This window comes from Azospirillum brasilense (assembly GCF_005222205.1).
Lineage (GTDB): Bacteria > Pseudomonadota > Alphaproteobacteria > Azospirillales > Azospirillaceae > Azospirillum > Azospirillum brasilense_G.
In genome coordinates, this window is record NZ_CP032346.1 from 359,510 (window position 1) to 378,023 (window position 18,514).

The 18,514-nt window shown below is 69.3% G+C and carries 13 protein-coding genes; 7 read left to right on the forward strand and 6 right to left on the reverse strand.

Features of this window, described 5'->3' with window-relative positions:
* Window position 1: 1 nt before the first annotated feature.
* Entirely contained in the window at window positions 2-1,486 is a 1,485-nt protein-coding gene (locus D3869_RS15730; protein WP_137140931.1) for a tetratricopeptide repeat protein, read from the reverse strand.
* A 222-nt stretch (window positions 1,487-1,708) separates the two neighbouring features.
* Here D3869_RS15730 and D3869_RS15735 point away from each other — a divergent pair, with 222 nt between their 5' ends.
* Entirely contained in the window at window positions 1,709-2,266 is a 558-nt protein-coding gene (locus tag D3869_RS15735; protein WP_137140932.1) for a hypothetical protein, read from the forward strand.
* Window positions 2,267-2,328: 62 nt separating this feature from the next.
* Complete coding sequence (locus tag D3869_RS33100; RefSeq protein WP_175426505.1) at window positions 2,329-2,541, forward strand: hypothetical protein; 213 nt, start codon at window positions 2,329-2,331, stop codon at window positions 2,539-2,541.
* Window positions 2,542-2,638: 97 nt separating this feature from the next.
* Here the strand turns inward: D3869_RS33100 and D3869_RS15745 are convergent, their stop codons facing one another.
* Complete coding sequence (locus D3869_RS15745; protein WP_137140933.1) at window positions 2,639-3,265, reverse strand: ATP-dependent Clp protease proteolytic subunit; 627 nt, start codon at window positions 3,263-3,265, stop codon at window positions 2,639-2,641.
* 261 nt (window positions 3,266-3,526) lie between these two features.
* Between D3869_RS15745 and D3869_RS15750 the strand changes: the two genes are divergently transcribed.
* Window positions 3,527-4,387: a glycosyltransferase family 2 protein gene (locus D3869_RS15750; protein WP_137140934.1), complete on the forward strand. Its 861-nt coding sequence runs from the start codon at window positions 3,527-3,529 to the stop codon at window positions 4,385-4,387.
* Here the strand turns inward: D3869_RS15750 and D3869_RS15755 are convergent.
* Window positions 4,345-5,160 carry a phosphodiesterase gene (locus tag D3869_RS15755; protein WP_137140935.1) on the reverse strand — a complete coding sequence of 272 codons (816 nt, stop codon included), beginning with the start codon at window positions 5,158-5,160 and terminating at the stop codon, window positions 4,345-4,347. The two genes, D3869_RS15750 and D3869_RS15755, sit on opposite strands and share 43 nt — an antisense overlap.
* A gap of 166 nt (window positions 5,161-5,326) precedes the next feature.
* On the opposite strand from D3869_RS15755, the gene D3869_RS15760 reads away from it, so the two are divergent.
* The 3 genes from D3869_RS15760 to D3869_RS15770 all read left to right on the forward strand — a co-directional run bounded on the left by D3869_RS15760 (window position 5,327) and on the right by D3869_RS15770 (window position 10,113).
* Window positions 5,327-5,695: a hypothetical protein gene (locus tag D3869_RS15760; protein ID WP_137140936.1), complete on the forward strand. Its 369-nt coding sequence runs from the start codon at window positions 5,327-5,329 to the stop codon at window positions 5,693-5,695.
* A 142-nt stretch (window positions 5,696-5,837) separates the two neighbouring features.
* Entirely contained in the window at window positions 5,838-6,971 is a 1,134-nt protein-coding gene (locus tag D3869_RS15765; protein ID WP_137140937.1) for an efflux RND transporter periplasmic adaptor subunit, read from the forward strand.
* Between the two features lie 4 nt (window positions 6,972-6,975).
* Window positions 6,976-10,113 (forward strand): efflux RND transporter permease subunit, encoded by a 3,138-nt coding sequence (locus tag D3869_RS15770; RefSeq protein ID WP_137140938.1) that lies wholly within the window; start codon window positions 6,976-6,978, stop codon window positions 10,111-10,113.
* Between the two features lie 182 nt (window positions 10,114-10,295).
* On the opposite strand, the gene D3869_RS15775 is transcribed toward D3869_RS15770, so the two are convergent.
* The 3 genes from D3869_RS15775 to D3869_RS15785 all read right to left on the reverse strand — a co-directional run bounded on the left by D3869_RS15775 (window position 10,296) and on the right by D3869_RS15785 (window position 17,317).
* A complete protein-coding gene (locus D3869_RS15775) occupies window positions 10,296-11,240 on the reverse strand; it encodes a transglutaminase family protein (RefSeq protein ID WP_137140939.1) in 945 nt (314 codons plus the stop codon).
* Window positions 11,241-11,253: 13 nt separating this feature from the next.
* Window positions 11,254-13,848 carry a circularly permuted type 2 ATP-grasp protein gene (locus tag D3869_RS15780; RefSeq protein WP_247895872.1) on the reverse strand — a complete coding sequence of 865 codons (2,595 nt, stop codon included), beginning with the start codon at window positions 13,846-13,848 and terminating at the stop codon, window positions 11,254-11,256.
* Window positions 13,849-13,972: 124 nt separating this feature from the next.
* Complete coding sequence (locus tag D3869_RS15785) at window positions 13,973-17,317, reverse strand: DUF2126 domain-containing protein (protein WP_137140940.1); 3,345 nt, start codon at window positions 17,315-17,317, stop codon at window positions 13,973-13,975.
* A 261-nt stretch (window positions 17,318-17,578) separates the two neighbouring features.
* On the opposite strand from D3869_RS15785, the gene D3869_RS15790 reads away from it, so the two are divergent.
* Window positions 17,579-18,505: a hypothetical protein gene (locus D3869_RS15790; RefSeq protein ID WP_137140941.1), complete on the forward strand. Its 927-nt coding sequence runs from the start codon at window positions 17,579-17,581 to the stop codon at window positions 18,503-18,505.
* Window positions 18,506-18,514: the final 9 nt, after the last annotated feature.

An 18,514-nucleotide genomic window follows, 5' to 3' on the forward strand; every position in this document is an offset into this window, starting at 1 on the left:
CTCACGGCGTGGGAAAGGGCAGGCCGTGCCGGGGGTGGGCGCGGTCGTGGATCAGCGCGCGGTCGCGGATCATCGGCCAGACGATGCGGCGCAGGAATCGGTGGTCCTGCGCCCGGTCCGCTTCGGCGGCGGCGTGGCGCTCGGCCAGCGGCAGCAGGTCGGGCAGCAATCCGGCGACGCCGCCCCAGTGACCGCCCGTCATCACCTCCGTGTGCAGCACCCCGTCGCGAAGGACGTGGAAGGGCTGGCCGGAGGCGACCCAGGCATCGACGGCCGCCTTTCCGTCGGCGGACGGCAGCACGTCCCAATCCCGGCAGAGGAAGCGGGCCACAGTGGGATCGTCGGCGGCGGTCAGGCGCCAATAGGGACCGCCGGTCGGCGCGTCGGAGGCCACCGCCACGAGGTCCGCCCCCGCCGCGGCCAGCTCGGCCAACCGGTCGGCGGCAAGGGTGGCGTCGTGATGAACCCGGCAGGTCCAACCCGGATAGAGCGCCACGGTTCGCCGCAAAATCTCCGCCGGGTCGTGGGGGCCGGACGGTTGGCCGCTCCACAGGCTGAAGGCGATGACATTGTGCCGCCGCGCCTCGGCCCCGCGTGGACGGGCGGGCAGAGGGGGCAGGGCGGGCGCCGTGTCGATGGCTGTGCGGTCCTTCAAATCCAGCGCGCGCTCGCCCCAGGCGGCGGCTTCGTCCTCCCGGTCGAGAAGGGCGAGGGCGACGACGAGCCGGTCGATGGCGTCGAGATGGCGAGGGTCCAGGCGGGCGGCCCGTTCCAGCGCGCGGGCGGAGTCCTCCAGCCGGTCCACGCCCCCCAGCGCGACTCCGAGATTGAAGGCGGCGGACGGAAAGTCCGGCGTGATGGCCAGGGCGTTGCGGTAGGCGAGGGTGGAATCCTCCCGCAGTCCCATCGCGAACAGGGCGTTGCCGTAGAGAAAGGCGATGTCGGCGTCCAGCGGCAGCAATTCCGCGGCCCGGGCCAGCGGGCGGAGGGACTCGGTGCCGCGCCCCTGCTCCACCAGAAGGCGCCCCTCTTCGTGGCGCAGCGCGCCCAGCCGTTCCACGGCGATGGTGAGGGCGGGGGCGGAGGCGACGGCGCGCTCCAGGGCGGTGATGGCCCCGGCGGTGCGGCCCAGGCCGCGCAGCGCGTTCGCCATGTCGGTCCAGGCTTCCGCGAAATCAGGCTGAAGGGCGACGGCGCGGCGGTAGTCCTCCACCGCGGCTTCCGGTTGCCCGACGGACCGGCGGATGTTGCCGCTGTTGGCGTGCATGTCCGCCGCCTCGGGCCGTTGGACGATGGCGCGGGCGATGAGTTGCAGACCGAGCGTCTGCTCTCCCACCTGCCCGGCCAGGACACCCAGAAAATGCAGAGCGTCCGGCTGATCCGGGTCCACGTCCAGGATGCGGTTGTAGAGTTGCTGGGCCTCGGCCAGCCGGCCGGCCAGATGGTGGTCCAGGGCGAGCGTCAGCGCTTCCGCGATCGTAACCATGCCTACAGGCTTAAGCACCGGGGCGGTCCTCCGCAAGCGTCACGGCTGTGAGAAGGGTGGGAGGCGATCCCGATGGTCCTGGAATGCGAAGCTTTGGTGCCGGAAACAGCCTGTGGGATTGGGTCCTTCGGCATAGCCGGAAAAAAGGTGAACGAACCCTTTACAATGCACGAGTGCGGCTGCAATATATGATCTGGATTGTCCAATCATCGGTGTAATGTCATGAACGTGGCCATCGCCACCGCAACGGCTGCAAGGCCGTTGGCCTTCATGACGGCCCGCAACAGCGACGCTGTTGAAAACGCGGCCGACGCCGGGACTCCGTCCGCGAAGGACCCTGTCACCGGACAGTCCGAACCGCTCGCCGGGCGCTACACGAAGACCGCCTACCGGTACGACGCCGACGCGTCACGGCTGGTGCTGTTGTTCCGCAGCCCGGAGGACGGGGCAACCCTCGACCAGATCCCGACCGAGGCGGCGCTGCGGCAGTACCGCGAGGCGCAGAAGGACCGGAAGAGCGGCAAGGCGTCGCTTGAGCTTCTGGTTGGCGGCTCGGACGGGCAGGACCAGCCGAACGGTGCCGGCCAAAGCGGGAGTTCCGCAAACGGTTCGCCCGTGCACCGCTGGGCCGCGGGCCACTCCGGGACCGGCGGAGGCCGCTCCGGCGCGTCACAGGGGACTTCCGCGCACACGTCGCCGGTGGTAGCCTCGCCCCCGATGGTGACCCACATGGCGGCGGCTCCCTCGGCGGGGGCCGGTTCCGTCAACGTGGTCATCTGATCGGCACGGCACGGCGCGGACGGTCGGCGTCGGCCGCTTGTTTTCCTTGAAGGCATCCTCCAATGGCTCTCGATGTTTCATCCTCCACCCTGGGCGCGGCGATCGGTTTGCGGCAGGCGCAGGGGCAGATGGATTTCGGCGTGAAGACGCTGAACCAGACCGCGCAGCAGCAGGATCAGGCGATCGCGACGCTGCTTCAGGGCGGTTCGGACGCTTCCTCGTCCGGCGGCAACGTCACCGCCACGCGCGGACAGAATCTGAACATCGTCGTGTAAATGGTTGATTTGACGGACTTGATCGCTCACGCCAAACCGCGGCCATAAAAAAAGCCCCTCTCGTTGGAGAGGGGCTTTGTGCGTTCCGGAGGAGCGCTTACTTCAGCTCGTCGAAGCTTTCGATGACGTGGCTGACGATGCCGTACTCGCGGGCTTCCTCGGCCAGCATCCAGTAGTTCCGGTCGGTGTCCTTGGACACCTTCTCCACCGGCTGGCCGGTCTCGCGCGCGATGATGCGGTTCAACCGCTCACGCATGCGGATGATTTCCTTCGCCTCGATGGCGATGTCCGTCGCCCGGCCACCGGTGCCGCCCAGCGGCTGGTGGATCAGGAAGCGGGTGTTCGGCAGGCAGAAGCGGTCTTCCTTCTTCGCGGCCAGGAAGATGTGGCAGCCGGCGCTGGCGACCCAGCCGGTGCCCAGCATCTTCACGCGCGGCTTCACGAAGCGGATCATGTCGTGAATGGTGTCGCCCGCCTCGACGTGGCCGCCGGGGGAGTTCACCACGACCGTGATGTCGTCGTTGCTCTCGTGGGCCAGAGCCAGCAACTGGGCCGAGACGGCCTGCGCCAGCTTCATGTCGATCTGCCCGAAGATCAGCACCGTGCACGCCTTGAACAGGTTCGACTGCACGGCAGCGAACGGCGGCGGGGCGCTTTCCTTCGACTTCTCGTCCGGCTCCTGCTCGGGTTCGTCGTCGAAGCGGGTGTATCCGTCTTGCGCCATCGTTTTTGAACTCCCTGAGGTCGGCGTGTCTACCGGGGGGCTTTGGCTTGCGGGGGCCTGGGTTGTCGGATGGGGACCGAACCACGCCACTCGTTTCTCCACATAGCCCGTATCGGTTCCTTGTTCAACGGGCCGCGACGCCAAATCCCACCCCCGCACCCTCATAGTCGCGCTCAGGCTAGCCGTATCGGTGCGGTTCGCCGCTTGCCGACCATCGCGAAGGAGAGGCACACTGCCCTTTGCACAATCGGAGGGCGGTGCATGGATGGGGGCAGCGGGGACGGCGTCTCGGTCATCATTCCGGCCTACCGGGCGCAGGGAACCATCGCCCGCGCCGTGTCCAGCCTTCTGGCGCAGAGCTTTCCCCACTGGGAGGCGGTGGTGGTCAGCGACGACGGCGCCGACTACCGCACCCTTCTGGCGGCTGCCGGCATCGCCGATTCGCGCCTGACCTTCACCGGGACCGGCCGCGTCGGGTCCGGCGCCCCGGCGGCGCGCAACGCCGGGCTGCGCTGCGCGCGCCTGCCGTTGATCGCCCCGCTGGACGCCGACGACCGGTTCGAGCCGGACCGGCTGGCGCGGCTCGCCCTTCTGGCGGCGGCGCAGGGGGCTGCGGCGGACAATGTGGCGGTGGTGCGTGACGGCGACGGCTCGCCGCTCTCCACCCTGTTCCCGCCCGGCGCCGGGACCGCCACGCTGGACGCGGCGGGCTTCCTGGACACCTCCGTCCCGATGTTCTTCGTGGTCCGCCGCGACCTCGTCCCCGGCTGGGAGGAGGGTGTCGACTTCTGCGACGACGTGGTCTTCAACGTCCAGGTCCTCGACCGGTTGGGCCGCCTGCCGCTGGTGCTGGAGCCGCTGTATGAATACCGGCAGCGGGAGGGGTCGATCACCTGCTCCGCCGACAGCGGCGCGCGGGCGGACCTTTGCTACCGGCATGTTCTGGAGCGGTTGGCGGGCGACGGGCTGCGGATCGCCGACGCCGCGCTGCGCCGCCGGTTCGCCACCGCCCTGGACGCCAAGCGCGCGCTGAACGCCGCCTACATGGCCGCGCAGGCCGCCGGGCGCTGCGTCAATTTTCAGGAGTTCCTGGCCTTGCGGGAAAACTCCCTGCCGGGATAGTCGCCGATCACGCTCAGATGCGTCACCACGGCGCCGTCCGGGCGGAACATGTGGAGGGCGAGCGCGGACGGCTCGTCCGTCCAGCGGTAGGGTGGCTCCGGCGCCAGATCCAGCGCGATCTGGTAGGCCACGGACGGAGCCACATAGCCGTGCGCTCCATTCCAGGTGATCGCGGTCTGGCGGTGGGTGTGGCCGCACAGAACGGCCCGAACGTTTGAATGGCTCCGCACCAGCCGACCCAGCTCCTCCGCCCCCTCCAGGCAGCGCAGCGTGTCGAGGAAGGCCAGCCCGGTGTCGAAGGGCGGGTGGTGCAGCGCCAGCACGGTCGGCCGCTCCGGCTGTTCGGCCAGACGCTCCGCCAGCCAGGACAGCCGGTCGGCGCACAGGCCGCCCACCGCCGCGCCGGGGATGACCGAATCGAGCATCAGGACACGGACCGGGAACTCCTCCACCGCGTGGTGGAGGAAAGGACCCTCCATGGGCATCCAGCCGGTGCCGGCGAAGGTCCGGCGCAGCCCCGCGCGGTCGTCGTGGTTCCCCGGCAGCACGCGGACGGGAAGGGTGAGCGGCTCCAGCAGGGCGGACAGCGCCTCGTACTCGCCGGGCTTCGGCCCGTTGACGAGGTCGCCGGTGATCAGGACGAGGTCGGGGCGCGGCAGCAGCGCGTTGAGGTGGGCCACCGCGGCGGCGAGGCGGGCGTTCGTGTCGTAGGCGGTGGTCGGGGCGGTGCCGGGGGCCGTCACATGCAGGTCGGACATCTGGGCGATCAGCATCGGGCACCCCTGGGGACGCGAGGGTCGGAGGACCAAGGATTGTCACATCGCCGATTTCCCGGATGTCTTCAAGAGTCCAACCGGAGCAAAACTTCCTTTACGCTTCCGTGACAGGCTGAGCCGTCGGCCGAACGACGGTCTTGCCGCCACAGCATCGGATCGGGGAATGAGCGCGTCCACCTCCTCCTGCCTGCTCGCACGGTTGCTGGCGTCCGGGAAGTTCTGGCTGAAGCGCGCCCGCATCGCCTCCCCGGACCTCGGCGAGGGCGCTCCGCCACCCGGAGCGGACGGCGCCCTGCTGGCCGATCTTCGCATCGAAGGCGATCGGATTCGTGCGGTTCTACCGGCGGGCGAAGCGCCCTGCTGCGCCCCAGGCCTCTGCCTTGATGGCGGACCGGTTCGCCCGCGCGGTGGCTGCACCGCGGTCGGCCCCGGTCAACCCGCTGATCTGACGGTGATTCTTCCCGATGGGGAGCGGCTGGAGATGGAAAAGGGCCGGGTTGTGCAACCCGATCCGCCGCCGTCGCGCGCCTGAACCCTTGCAACCGTCTCGACTCCGGAACTGAACTGAACGATATAGTTCAGTTCACCGCCCGCCCCTCACAGCGGCCCGGTTGACACGAAACGCCCCGCGCGCCCGCCCGGCGGGCCGGCGGGCCTGTGCGGGTTCCGTATCCATGCGCCACACGCTTCGCATCGTCGCCCTTCTGGTCCTGGTCGCTCTCGGCGGCGGCGCCTACTGGTACTTCGTCAAGCAGGGCGGAACCATCAACACGCTGCTCGCCGGCAAGGTTCCGGCCCCCGGCGGCGCCTCGGCCGGCGGCCCGGCGGCGGGCGGACCGCCGGGTGGCGCGCCGCCGATGCCGGTGGAGGCCCTGCCGGTCAAGATCGGCACCGTGTCGCGTCAGGTCACCGCGGTCGGTTCGCTGCTGTCCAGCGAATCGGTGGTCATCCGGCCCGAGGTGGCGGGCAAGGTCTCCGAGATCGCCTTCCTGGAAGGGCAGGCGGTGAAGAAGGGCGCGGTGCTGATCCGGTTGGACGATTCCATCGCCCGCGCCACGCTGGCCCAGGCGCAGGCGAGCATCGCCTTCTCGCGCGCCGAACTGGCCCGCGCCGAGGAGCTGTACCGCCAGCGCACCGGCCCCGCCCGCAACCGCGAGCAGGCGCTCGCCAAGCTCCAGTCCGACGAGGCGGCGGTGCAACTCGCCAAGGCGCAGCTGGAGAAGCTGACCCTGACCGCGCCCTTCGACGGCGTGCTGGGCCTGCGCAAGGTCTCGGTGGGCGACGTCGTGGCGGCGGGCAAGGACATCGTGAACCTGGAAGCCATCGAGATCCTGAAGCTCGATTTCCGGGTGCCGGAGCTGTATCTGCCGACCGTCCGCACCGGCCAGACCCTGAAGGTCGCCGTGGACTCCTTCGGCGGGCGGACCTTCGACGGCACGGTCTACGCCATCGATCCGCTGGTGGACGTGAACGGCCGCGCGGTGGTGATCCGTGCCCGCGTCCCCAACAAGGACGGCGCGCTGCGCCCCGGCCTGTTCGCGCGGGTGGCCCTGACGCTGGACCAGACCCCGAACGCCGTGCTGGTGCCCGAGCAGGCGGTCAGCGCCTTCGGCAACCGTCAGTTCGTCTTCAAGGTGGTGGAGGGCAAGGCGGTGCAGACCACCGTCACGCTGGGCGAGCGGCGCAACGCCGAGGTGGAGATCACCGCCGGCCTGCAGCCCGGCGACGTGGTGGTGACCGCCGGCCAGCTGAAGATCCGCGACGGCGCGCCGGTGGTGGTGATCAACAACAAGCCGGCGGGGAGCTGAGCCGATGGTCCTCTCCGACATCTCCATCCGCCGGCCCGTCCTGGCGACGGTCATGAGCCTTGCGCTCATGCTGATCGGCATCGTGTCGTACCAGCGCCTGTCCGTGCGCGAATACCCGAAGATCGACGAACCCGTCGTCACGGTGGAGACCACCTACAAGGGCGCCTCGGCCGAAATCATCGAAAGCCAAGTCACCCAGATCCTGGAGGATTCGCTGTCGGGCATCGAGGGCATCGACGTGATGTCCTCGATCAGCCGGGCGGAGAAGAGCCAGATCACCCTGCGCTTCCGGCTGGACCGCAACGTCGACACGGCGGCCAGCGACGTGCGCGACCGCGTCGGCCGCGTGCGCGCCCAGCTTCCCAACGAGATCGACGAGCCGGTCATCGCGAAGGTGGAGGCCGACGCGCAGCCGATCATCTATCTCGCCTTCTCGTCCGACCGCCATTCGCCGCTGGACGTGACGGACTTCGCCGACCGCTACGTCAAGGACCGGCTGCAGAACCTGCCCGGCGTCGCCCAGGTGCGAATCTTCGGCGAGCGGCGCTTCGCCATGCGTCTCTGGCTCGACCCGCAGCGCATGGCCGCCTACCGCGTCACCCCGCAGGACGTCGAGAACGCGCTGCGCAAGCAGAACGTCGAGATCCCGGCGGGCCGCGTCGAGAGCAAGGCGCGGGAGTTCACCGTCGTCTCCGAAACCGACCTGCGCACGCCGGAGGAGTTCGACCGCATCATCCTGCGCGACGACGGCGGCTATCTGGTCCGGCTGAAGGACGTCGGCCGCGCCGAGCTGGGCGCGCGGGACGAGCGGGTCAGCGCCCGCTTCAACGGGCGCGGGGCCGTCGCCATCGGCGTGGTCAAGCAGTCCACCGCCAACCCGCTGGACGTCTCCAAGGCGGTGAACGAGGCGCTGCCGAAGATTCGCGCCGCCCTGCCCGAGGGCATGGGGGTGGATGTCGGCTACGACAGCTCCGTCTTCATCGCCAAGTCGATCGACGCGGTGTTCAGCACGATCTTCGAGGCCATCGTCCTGGTCGTGCTGGTCATCTTCGTGTTCCTGCGCAGCTTCCGCGCCACGCTGGTGCCGCTGGTGACCATCCCGGTGTCGCTGATCGGCGGCTTCGCGCTGATGTACGCCTTCGGCTTCTCGGTCAACACGCTGACCCTGCTGTCCATGGTGCTGGCCATCGGCCTCGTCGTGGACGACGCCATCGTGATGCTGGAGAACATCTACCGCCACATCGAGGAGGGCGTGCCGCCCTTCCAGGCCGCCTTGCAGGGATCGAAGGAGATCGGCTTCGCGGTCATCGCGATGACCATCACGCTGGCCGCGGTCTACGCGCCCATCGGCTTCATGACCGGGCGCACCGGCCGCCTTTTCTCCGAGTTCGCGCTGACGCTGGCGGGGGCGGTGATCGTGTCGGGCTTCGTCGCCCTGACGCTGTCGCCGATGATGTGCTCCAAGCTGCTGAAGCACCAGACCAAGCACAACGCGCTCTACAACGCCATTGAGCGGCTGCTGAACGGGCTGACCAACGGCTACCGGTCCGTCCTCCGCCTGTCGCTGAAGGCGCGCCCGCTGGTGCTGCTGGTCGGCGCGGTGGTGGCGGGGCTCAGCTACACGCTGTTCACCGGGCTGAAGTCGGAACTGGCGCCGGTCGAGGACCGCGGCACCATCGTTGGCATTGCCATCGCGCCGGAGGGCTCGACCCTCGACTACACGGAAAGCTACGCCAAGCGGATGGAGGACCTGTTCCGCCAGATCCCCATCGTCGAGAAGTTCTTCGTCGTGGTCGGCTTCCCGGTGGTCAACCAGGGCATCTCCTTCGTCCGCCTGATCGACTGGGACCAGCGCGACGTGAAGCAGCAGGCGATCACCGCCCAGCTCTTCCCCAAAATGTTCGGCATTCCCGGCATCCTCGCCTTCGTGACCAACCCGCCGTCGCTGGGCCAGAGCCCGGTGGACAAGCCGGTCAACTTCGTCATCCAAAGCTCGCTGCCCTACGACGAGCTTCAGAAAATGGTCGACGGGCTGATGGCGGAAGCGCGGAAGTTCCCCGGCCTGACCAACCTCGACACCGACCTGAAGCTGAACAAGCCGGAACTGCGCATCACCATCGACCGCGACAAGGCCGCCGACCTCGGGGTGGACGTGGAGACGGTGGGCCGGACGCTGGAAACGCTGCTGGGCGGGCGGCAGGTCACCCGCTTCAAGAAGGAGGGCAAGCAGTACGACGTGGTGGTCCAGGTCGGCGACGTCGACCGCCGCAACCCGGACGACATCGCCTCCATCTATGTCCGCGGCACGCCGACCATGGCGTCGGAAGCCGGTGTGGCCACCAGCACCGGGGCGATGATCTCGCTCGCCAACCTCGTCCGCATCGAGGAGCGGGTGGCGCCCAAGGAGCTGAACCACTTCAACAAGCTGCGCTCCGTCACCATCACCGCCACGCTGGCGCCGGGCACCTCGCTGGGCGAGGCGCTGGGCTATCTCCAGGCGGCGGCGAACCGGGTGCTGCCGGCCACCGCCCAGACCGACTATGCGGGGCAGAGCCGCGAGTTCCGGGAATCGGCGACCGGCCTGTACTTCGTCTTCATCCTGGCGCTGGCCTTCATCTATCTGGTGCTGGCGGCGCAGTTCGAGAGCTTCATCGATCCCTTCGTGATCATGCTGACGGTGCCGCTGTCGATGACCGGGGCGCTGGCCGCCCTGCATTTCACCGGAGGGACGATGAACGTCTACAGCCAGATCGGCTTGGTGACGCTCGTCGGCCTCATCACCAAGCACGGCATCCTGATCGTGGAGTTCGCCAACCAGCTCCAGCGCGAGGGGGTGGACATCCGCAAGGCGGTGGAGGAGGCCGCCGTGCTGCGCCTGCGCCCGATTCTGATGACCACGGGCGCCATGGTGCTGGGCGCCGTGCCGCTCGCCAACGCCCATGGGGCGGGCGCGGAGAGCCGGCAGGCCATCGGTGCGGTGATCGTCGGCGGCATGCTGCTGGGCACCTTCCTGACGCTGTTCGTGGTGCCGACGGTCTACAGCTACATCGCCAGGAAGAAGCCCCTCCCGGCGGTGGACGGCTCCGCCAGCCACCCGACCGGCCATCCGCCCACAGGCGCGCACCCGCAGCCGGCGGAGTGATCGTCGGCCAAGGAGTTGCATCTCATAAGCGGTGTGAATGGAAGCGAGGTTCCCTCTCCCCTCTGGGGAGGGAGTTTAGGGTGAGGGGGTTGCGCGTCGCGGCACGTCCGGCAGAAGCGCAACCCCCTCACCGGCCCTTCGGGCCACCCTCTCCCCGGAAGGGGAAAGGGTTAAGGAGGCCATCAGGGCGCCCCGAGCCCGTTCAGCGGCTCGACGTCGACGCTGACGGACAGCGTGTGGCCGGCGGCCCCCATCAGGACGCCGCGGGCGGGGCTGACGTCGTCGTAGTCGCGGCCCCAGGCGATGGTGATGAAGTCCTGGTCGGCGCGGCGCGCGTTGGTCGGGCAGACGTCGATCCAGCCGGCCTCGGCGCCGCACCAGACGGAGGCCCAGGCGTGGCTGACGTCGGCGCCGATCAGGCGCGGCCGGCCCGGCGGGGGCAGGGTGCGCAGATAGCCGGAGACGTAGCGGGCGGGCAGTCCCATGGCGCGCACGCAGCCGACCACGATGTGGGCGAAGTCCTGGCAGACGCCGCGGCGGTGCCGCATCACCTCGGCCATCGGGGTGGCGATCGTTGTCGCGGTGGGGTCGAAAGTGAAATCGTCGTGGATGCGCCGCATCAGGTCCAGCGCGGCCTCCGCCGCCGGGCGGCCGGGCGTGAAGGACTGCGCGGCGTACTCCTGGAGCGTCGGGCTGGCCGCCACCAGCGTGCTGTCGAAGCGGTACTGGACCACTTCTGCCCCGTCCTCCGGGCCGCTCAGGCCGCCCAGCGAATCGCGCACATGTTCCCAGGACGGCGTCGACGCGGCGTCCAGCGGCGGCGGCGGCCCGACCTCCACCTCGCTTTCCGCGGTGACGACCAGTTGCCGGTGCGGCTCCTGCATCGCGACGTAGGTGACCGTGTTGCCGAAATAGTCGGCGTGGGACGACTGCACCGCCGGGGCCGGCAGGATGGTCAGCGCGCTGCGGTGGACGCGCTGGCGCGGGTGCGGGCGGGCCGTCAGGTGCAGCAGGTGGTGCGACACCGACACGTCCTCGCCATACTCGTAGCGGGTCGTGTGGCGCACGCGGAAGCGGACGCCGAATCCATCGCCGGAGGGATCGTCAGCGGGGGCCGCGCCGGCCACGGTCGGGGAAAGGTCAGGCCGGTCGGGCAAAGGCATGGCTGAAATAGGCGTGGGTCAGGAGGTTGGAAATTTCGGGCAGCGACAGGGCGAGCGAGTCGAGCAGCGTGTGAAGGGCGGTGCCCGACTCCAGGGCGTCCGGTGCGCGCAGGGAGGCGCGGGCAGCGCCGAGGATCGAGCGGGCCGAGGCGGCCGTGTCGCCCGGCACGGCCTGCGAACCGCTGGGCAGGGCCGCGACGTGCCGCTCCAGCGCCGCCAGTTGGAAATCCAGGGCGCGCGGGTTGGACTCGTCGGCCAGCAGCAGCTCCAGCACCGGGCGGCGGCGCACGCTGGTCAGGTAGCGCGACCGGTAGGTCATTACGCTTTCCCCCAACTCCAGAAGCACGCTCAGCGTCGCCACCTGGACCGGCTCGTCCTGGCGGTCGAGCGCGTGGACCTGGATGCCGCGCATCACCGAGATGATGTGGAGCGCCCGCTCGATGCGCCGGCCGATGTCAAGGAAGCGCCAGCCCTGGCCGCGCGTCATGCTCTCCTGCTCCAGCCCGGCGATGGCGGCGAGGCTGGTCATCAGGTCGTCCAGCCGCAGCAGCATGGCGGCGGCGTCGAGTTTGTGCGCCGGCGGCTGGCTCTGCCGCTCCAGCATGGTCACCACCCGCCACATGTCGAGCGACAGGCGGTCGCGCACAGAATAGGCGGTGCGGTGCACCCGCTGCACCTGGGCGCGCAAGCTGTTGGGATGGTCGGGATCGACGACGGAGCTGTAGAGCGCCGCCCGCAGCGCCCTCCCGCCGCCAAGCGACGTGACCCGCGTCAGGTCCCAGGGGATCATGCCCTCCCACGCCATCAGGTGGAGCAGCGGGCGGAGCTGGAGCGACGCGCCCGGCACGTTGCCGTCGGTCAGGCGGGAATGGGTGGAGCGCAGCAGGCGCACCGTGCCCTCCGACCGCTCCGCGTAGCGGCCCAGCCAGTAGAGGCTGTCGGCCACCCGGCTGGGCAGGTCGGCGGACGCCGCCTTGGGCGCCGGCTGCGGCTCCTGCGCGGGCTGGGGGCGCGGCGTCGCCGGGATGGCTTCGGCGCGGCGCCCGGAGAGGATCCAGGTGTCCTTGCTGCCGCCGCCCCGCTGCATGGAGACGACCAGCTTCCCGGATTCGGTGGACACGCGGGTCAGGCCGCCGGGCATGACGGTGTAGCTGCCGTCCGGACGGGCGCAGAGGAAGACGCGCAGCACCAGCGGGCGCGGCTGCAGCCGCCCGCCCTGCCAGACCGGCGCGGTGGACAGGGCCAGCCGCTCCTGCGCGACGTAGCACCAGGGGCGGGCCTTGATGCGCTCCACCAGCGCGGCGCGTTCCGCCGCCGACAGGTCGGCGCCGAAGATCGGCTCGAAGGACAGGGACGGGAAGGCCGGCTTCACCACCAGCCCGTCCAGATGCTCGATGACGTAGGCGCGCTCGTCGTCGTTGCCGCACCACCAGACGGCGACGCCCGGCATCTTCAGCTCCTCGCCGAGCAGATGGCGGCAGAGCATGGGGAGCGACGGCTTGACCGCCATGGATTCCAGGAAGCCGGAGCCGAGCGAGTTGGCCACGACGACGTTGCCGGCGCGCACCGCCTCGATCAGCCCGGCCACGCCCAGCGAACTGTCGGCGCGCAGCTCCAGCGGGTCGGCGAAATCGGCGTCCAGGCGGCGCAGGATGACGTCCACCGGTTCCAGCCCCGACAGGGTCTTCAGAAAGACCTGACGGTCGCGGACGGTCAGATCCGCCCCTTCCACCAGCGTGATGCCGAGATAGCGGGCGAGATAGACGTGCTCGAAATAGGTCTCGTTGTAGGGGCCGGGCGTCAGCAGGACGATCCGCGGCTGGTCGCGGCGCGGGCTCAGCGACAGCAGCGTTTCCTTGTACGCTTCGAAGAAGGGCGACAGATGCTCCACCTGACAGTGGCGGAAGCTGTCCGGCAGGACCTTGGCCAGCACCGCCCGGTTCTCCAGCGCGTAGCCGCTGCCGCTCGGCGCCTGGGTGCGATCGGACAGCACCCACCAGCGCCCGTCCGGCGCGCGGGCGAGGTCCGCCGCGTAGAAATGCAGGTGGATGTCGTTGGGCACCGGAATGCCGTGCACGGCGCGGCGGAATCCGGGATCGGCGTGGATCACCGCCGGGGACAGCCGCCCGCTGCGCGTCAGGGTCTGCGGCCCGTAGATGTCGGCCAGGACGGCGTTCAGCAGCGTGGCGCGCTGGATCAGGCCCGATTCGACCGCCTTCCACTCGTGGGAGGGGATCAGCAGCGGCACCATGTCGAGCGGCCAGGGCCGCTCCATCCCCTTGGGGTCGCCGTAGATGTTGTAGGTGACGCCGTTCTGGTGCAGCAGGCGCCGCGCCTCCTCCCAGCGTTCGGCCATCAACTCCGGGTCGAGGGGACCCAGCGTGCCCATGAAGGTCTGCCAGTGCGGGCGCAGGCGGCCCTGGCCGGTGACCATCTCGTCATAGACCTCGCCGCGGCCGTAGCCCATGGCGTCGGCCTCGCCGAACAGCGATCCCTGGAGGAACGGCACCGGACGCAGCCCCGGAGGAGGGGGCGCGCTGGGGTCAGGAAAGGGCGAATCGCGGTCAGCCAAGGTTCGGATCGTACGTTCACGGCGGTGCAATGCGCAGCAAGTGTGAACGCCCGGTCCCGCCGATGCAAGCGGCGCATCGGTGCCCCCCGGCCGAAAGGCGTATTCCGGCCGGGGGGATGCCTGGTCAACCGCGCCGCAGGTCCAGGGTCATCGGGAACTGCGGGTTGCGCTCCTCCGCCGGTGCGTCCATCGGGCCGGGGGTGTGGCCGAAGGGGAAGAAGCGGGCGAGGCGCCGCCCCTCCGCCTCGTTGGCGTTGACCGGGAAGGTGTCGTAGTTGCGCCCGCCCGGATGCATGACGTGGTAGGTGCAGCCGCCGATGGAGCGGCCCGCCCACAGGTCCAGGATGTCGAAGACCAGCGGCGTGTGCACCGGGATCGTCGGGTGCAGACAGGAGGGTGGCTGCCACGCCCGGTACCGCACGCCGGCCACGAACTCGCCCTCCGTCCCGGTGGGGATCAGCGGCACGCGGCGACCGTTGCAGGTGATGGCGTAGCGCGCGTCGGTCAGGCCGGCGACCCGCACCTGAACCCGCTCGACCGAGCTGTCGACGTAGCGCACGGTGCCGCCGCCGCCCGGCTCCTCGCCCAGGACGTGCCAGGGCTCCAGCGCCATGCGCAGTTCCAGCGAGATGCCGCGCTGGTTGACGTGGCCGTAGACCGGGAAGCGGAAGTTCATGTGCGGGTCGAACCAGCGCTCCTCGATGGGATAACCGTGGTCGCGCAGGTCGGCGACGACGTCCGCCAGGTCCTGCTGCACGAAGTAGGGCAGCATGAAGCGGTCGTGCAGCTCCGTCCCCCAGCGCACCAGTTTGCCCTTGTAGGGCGCTTTCCAGAAGCGCGCGACCAGGGCGCGCAGCAGAAGCTGCTGGGTCAGGCTCATTTCCGCGTGGGGCGGCATTTCGAAGGCGCGGAACTCGACCAGCCCGAGCCGCCCGGTGGAGCTGTCCGGCGAATAGAGCTTGTCGATGCAGAACTCGGCCCGGTGGGTGTTCCCCTGCACGTCGGTCAGCAGGTTGCGCAGCACGCGGTCGACCATCCAGGGCGGGCAATCGCCCGTCGCGGCGGCCTTGTCGATCTGGTTGAAGGCGATCTCCAGCTCGTAGAGAGCGTCGTCGCGGGCCTCGTCCACGCGCGGCGCCTGGCTGGTCGGGCCGATGAACAGGCCGGAGAAGGCGTAGGACAGCGATGGGTGGTTCTGCCAGAAGGTGATCAGGCTGCGCAGCATGTCGGGCCGCCGCAGGAAGGGGCTGTCCGCCGCGGTGGCACCGCCCATCACCACATGGTTGCCGCCGCCGGTGCCGCAATGGCGCCCGTCGATCATGAACTTCTCCGCACCCAGCCGCGACTGGCGGGCATCCTCGTAAAGCTCCAGCGTGTTGCGGACCAGCTCGTCCCAATTGTGCGAGGGATGGATGTTCACCTCGATCACGCCGGGGTCGGGGGTGACGGCCAGCGAGTTCAGGCGCGGGTCCTTCGGCGGCTGGTAGCCTTCGATCACCACCGGCATGTCCAGCTCGACCGCCGTCGCCTCGATCTCCGCCAGCATCGCCAGATAGTCCTCCAGCGTGTTCATCGGCGGCATGAACAGGTGGATGCGGCCGTTGCGCGCCTCGCAGGTCAGGGCGGTGCGGACCACCCACCACGCCGACTTGCCGTGCTCCGGCATCTCGCTGCGCACCTCGGCCATGGCGCGCTGGACGCGTTCGTTGCGTCGGGAGGCGTCCTGCCGTTCGGCCTGCTCGCGCAGCGCGTGCTGGCGCAGCGGCACCCGGTTGGGCGGCAGCGGCGCCCGCTCCTCGAACGGGTCGGTCTCCCAGGAGTAGGGATAGTCCTGCGGCGCCACCCAGGGCAGCGAGCCGAGCGGCAGGCGGTAGCCGACGGGGCTGTCGCCCGGCATCAGCAGCAGCCGTTCCTGGCGCAGCGGCCAGGCGCTGGACAACCACACCGGCCCCTGCTGGGTCATCTTGCGGTTGATCGGCAGGGCGAAGCCCACCGGCTCGTTCAGGCCGCGGGTGAAGACGTGGGCGAGGCGCGCCCGCTCCTCCTTGTCCTCCAGCTTGCTGTCCAGCGGATCGACGTTGACCGGCAGCAGCGATTCGCGGCGCAGGTAGTGCCACGGGTCCTCGTAGGCGGCCAGCACCAGCGCCGGGTCGAGCCCCAGCTTCTTGGCCAGCGTGACCAGGAAGGCGCCGGCGTCCTCCGCCGTGTGGCCGTAATCGGTGTCCTCGCGGGCCAGCAGGTCGCTGTTCGCCCACAGCGCCTCGCCGTCGCGGCGCCAGTAGACGGTCATCGCCCAGCGCGGCAGCGATTCGCCGGGATACCATTTGCCCTGGCCGAAATGCAGCAGCCCGCCCGGAGCGAAGCGGTTGGCCAAACGGTGCACGAGGTCGGCGGCGAGCTTGCGCTTGTTGGGCCCGAGCGCCGTGGTGTTCCACTCCGCCCCGTCCATGTCGTCGATGGACACGAAGGTCGGCTCGCCGCCCATGGTCAGGCGCACATCGCCGGCAGCCAGTTCCTCGTCGATGCGGTGGCCCAGCGCCTCGATCCCCGCCCATTGCCGGGGCGTGTAGGGCTTGGTGACGCGCGGCGCCTCATAGATGCGGGTGACCGACATCTCGTGCCCGAACTCCACCTCGCACTCGTCGATGAGGCCGGAGATGGGGGCGGCGGAGGACGCATCGGGCGTGCAGGCCAGCGGGATGTGCCCTTCGCCGGCCAGCAGGCCGGAGGTGGGGTCGAGTCCGACCCAGCCGGCGCCGGGCAGGAACACCTCGGTCCAGGCGTGCAGGTCGGTGAAGTCCTCTTCCGGACCGGACGGGCCGTCGAGCGCCTTCTGGTCGGCGGTGAGCTGGATCAGGTAGCCGGAGACGAAGCGCGCCGCGAGACCGAGGTTGCGCAGGATCTGCACCAGCAGCCACGCCGAATCGCGGCAGGAGCCGGTGCGCTTGCCCAGCGTCTCCTCGCAGGTCTGGATGCCGGGTTCCAGGCGGATGACGTAACCGATGTCCTTCTGGAGGCGCTGGTTGATGTCGACCAGGAAGTTGATGGACGCCGCCGGTTCCCGCGAAATGCCGGTCATGTAGTCGGCCAGCAGCGGCCCCGGCTCCTCCACCTCCAGGTAGGGGCGCAGCTCGCGCTCCAGCCAGGGCTCGTAGGCGAAGGGGATGGTCTGGGCCTTCTCCTCCAGGAAGAAGTCGAAGGGGTTGATCGCCGCGATCTCTGCGACGAGATCGACCTCGACGACGAATTCGCGGGTCTGTTCCGGGAAGACGAAGCGGGCCTGATAGTTGGACTGCGGGTCCTGCTGCCAGTTCAGGAAATGATGCTTCGGGGTGACGCGCAGCGAGTAGCTGAGGATCGGGGTGCGGCAGTGGGGAGCCGGGCGGAGCCGGACGATCTGTGGCCCCAGATTGACCAAACGGTCGTAACGGTAGACGGTCTTGTGGTTGAGAGCGACGTGGATCGCCATGAAGTTCCACCCGTTGTCTGCGCTGGCCGGTCCCCTGCGGCTCTCCGCCGCACGGACAAGGGCATAGTACCATCGAAGAGTTCGCGCAGACCAGAGCGCCTTCGCAAACGCGGCACGAACTGGTTGCACAAAAAACATGCAGTGCCAGAGTGGATCGGTTGCGTCTTTCATCACCGCCCGGCCCGCTTTATAAAGACCTGATCCCTGACCGTCGGCCCTGTCCGCCGGACGGGAGCGACCCAGGCAGAGTGTGAATCGGAAATGGCGACGCTGGCGGGCCTGTCCTTGGGTGGCGGTGCTTCGGCGGGCGACGGAGCGCCCGGCGGTGCCACGCGCGGCGTCGTCACCGGCAAATACTTCAATTTCAACCCGCTGCCACCGCCGCCGGACATGCTCGGCAACCCGCTGGTCGTCGCCAACCTGCCGACCCACAAGGCGCCGAAGGAGACGTGGCGCAACCGGTGGCAGCGCCGTCTGGCCCGTTTCCACATCGGCAAGCAGTCCGCCCAGGTGAAGCGGCGCTGGAAGATCCAGGACACCATCTCCTCGGTGATCGCCTCGGTGTCGCCGGCGGCGACCATGCTGGGGGAGCGGGGGGGACGGGAAAAACGTCCGGCGTCGAGCGTTCCGGTCATCGTGGTCCGTCATCCCTATCATCTCCGCCATGTCTTCGAGATGATCCTGCAGACTCCCGACGATCTCGCGGCGGAGCGGCGCTTCCTCGAACTGCTGATGGGGCGCGTCCTGCGCAAATACGGGGAGCAGCTTACCCAGATCCGCGGCTCCGCCTTTTCCTTCGAGAACGAGGCGCGGGAATATTTCTTTGCCGGTTTCAAGCTGGAACGGCAGATTAAGAAATACACCAGCCCCGACGAGCGCTTCGCCGCGCTGCAGTCGATCTATGTCAATTATTTTCACGGGCGGAACTATTACCTCTACGCGCTGCTGCGCCGGGAGAAGCTGGCGCCGGACAACAAGCTGTTCATGCTGAACTCGCGCGCCGTCTACTTCATGGCGCGGATCGGCTGGAACGGGGAGCTGCTGGACAAGCCCAACCCGCGCTCCCTGCCCAGCCGCGAGGACATCTTTTTCCTCGTTCAGCGTGACAAGACGGTCCTGACGCGCTATCGCAGCGACCAGGATTTCCAGAGGCAGGTGAAGGCCGTCCTGGAAGCGTTTCCGGCGTAAGGGATGGGT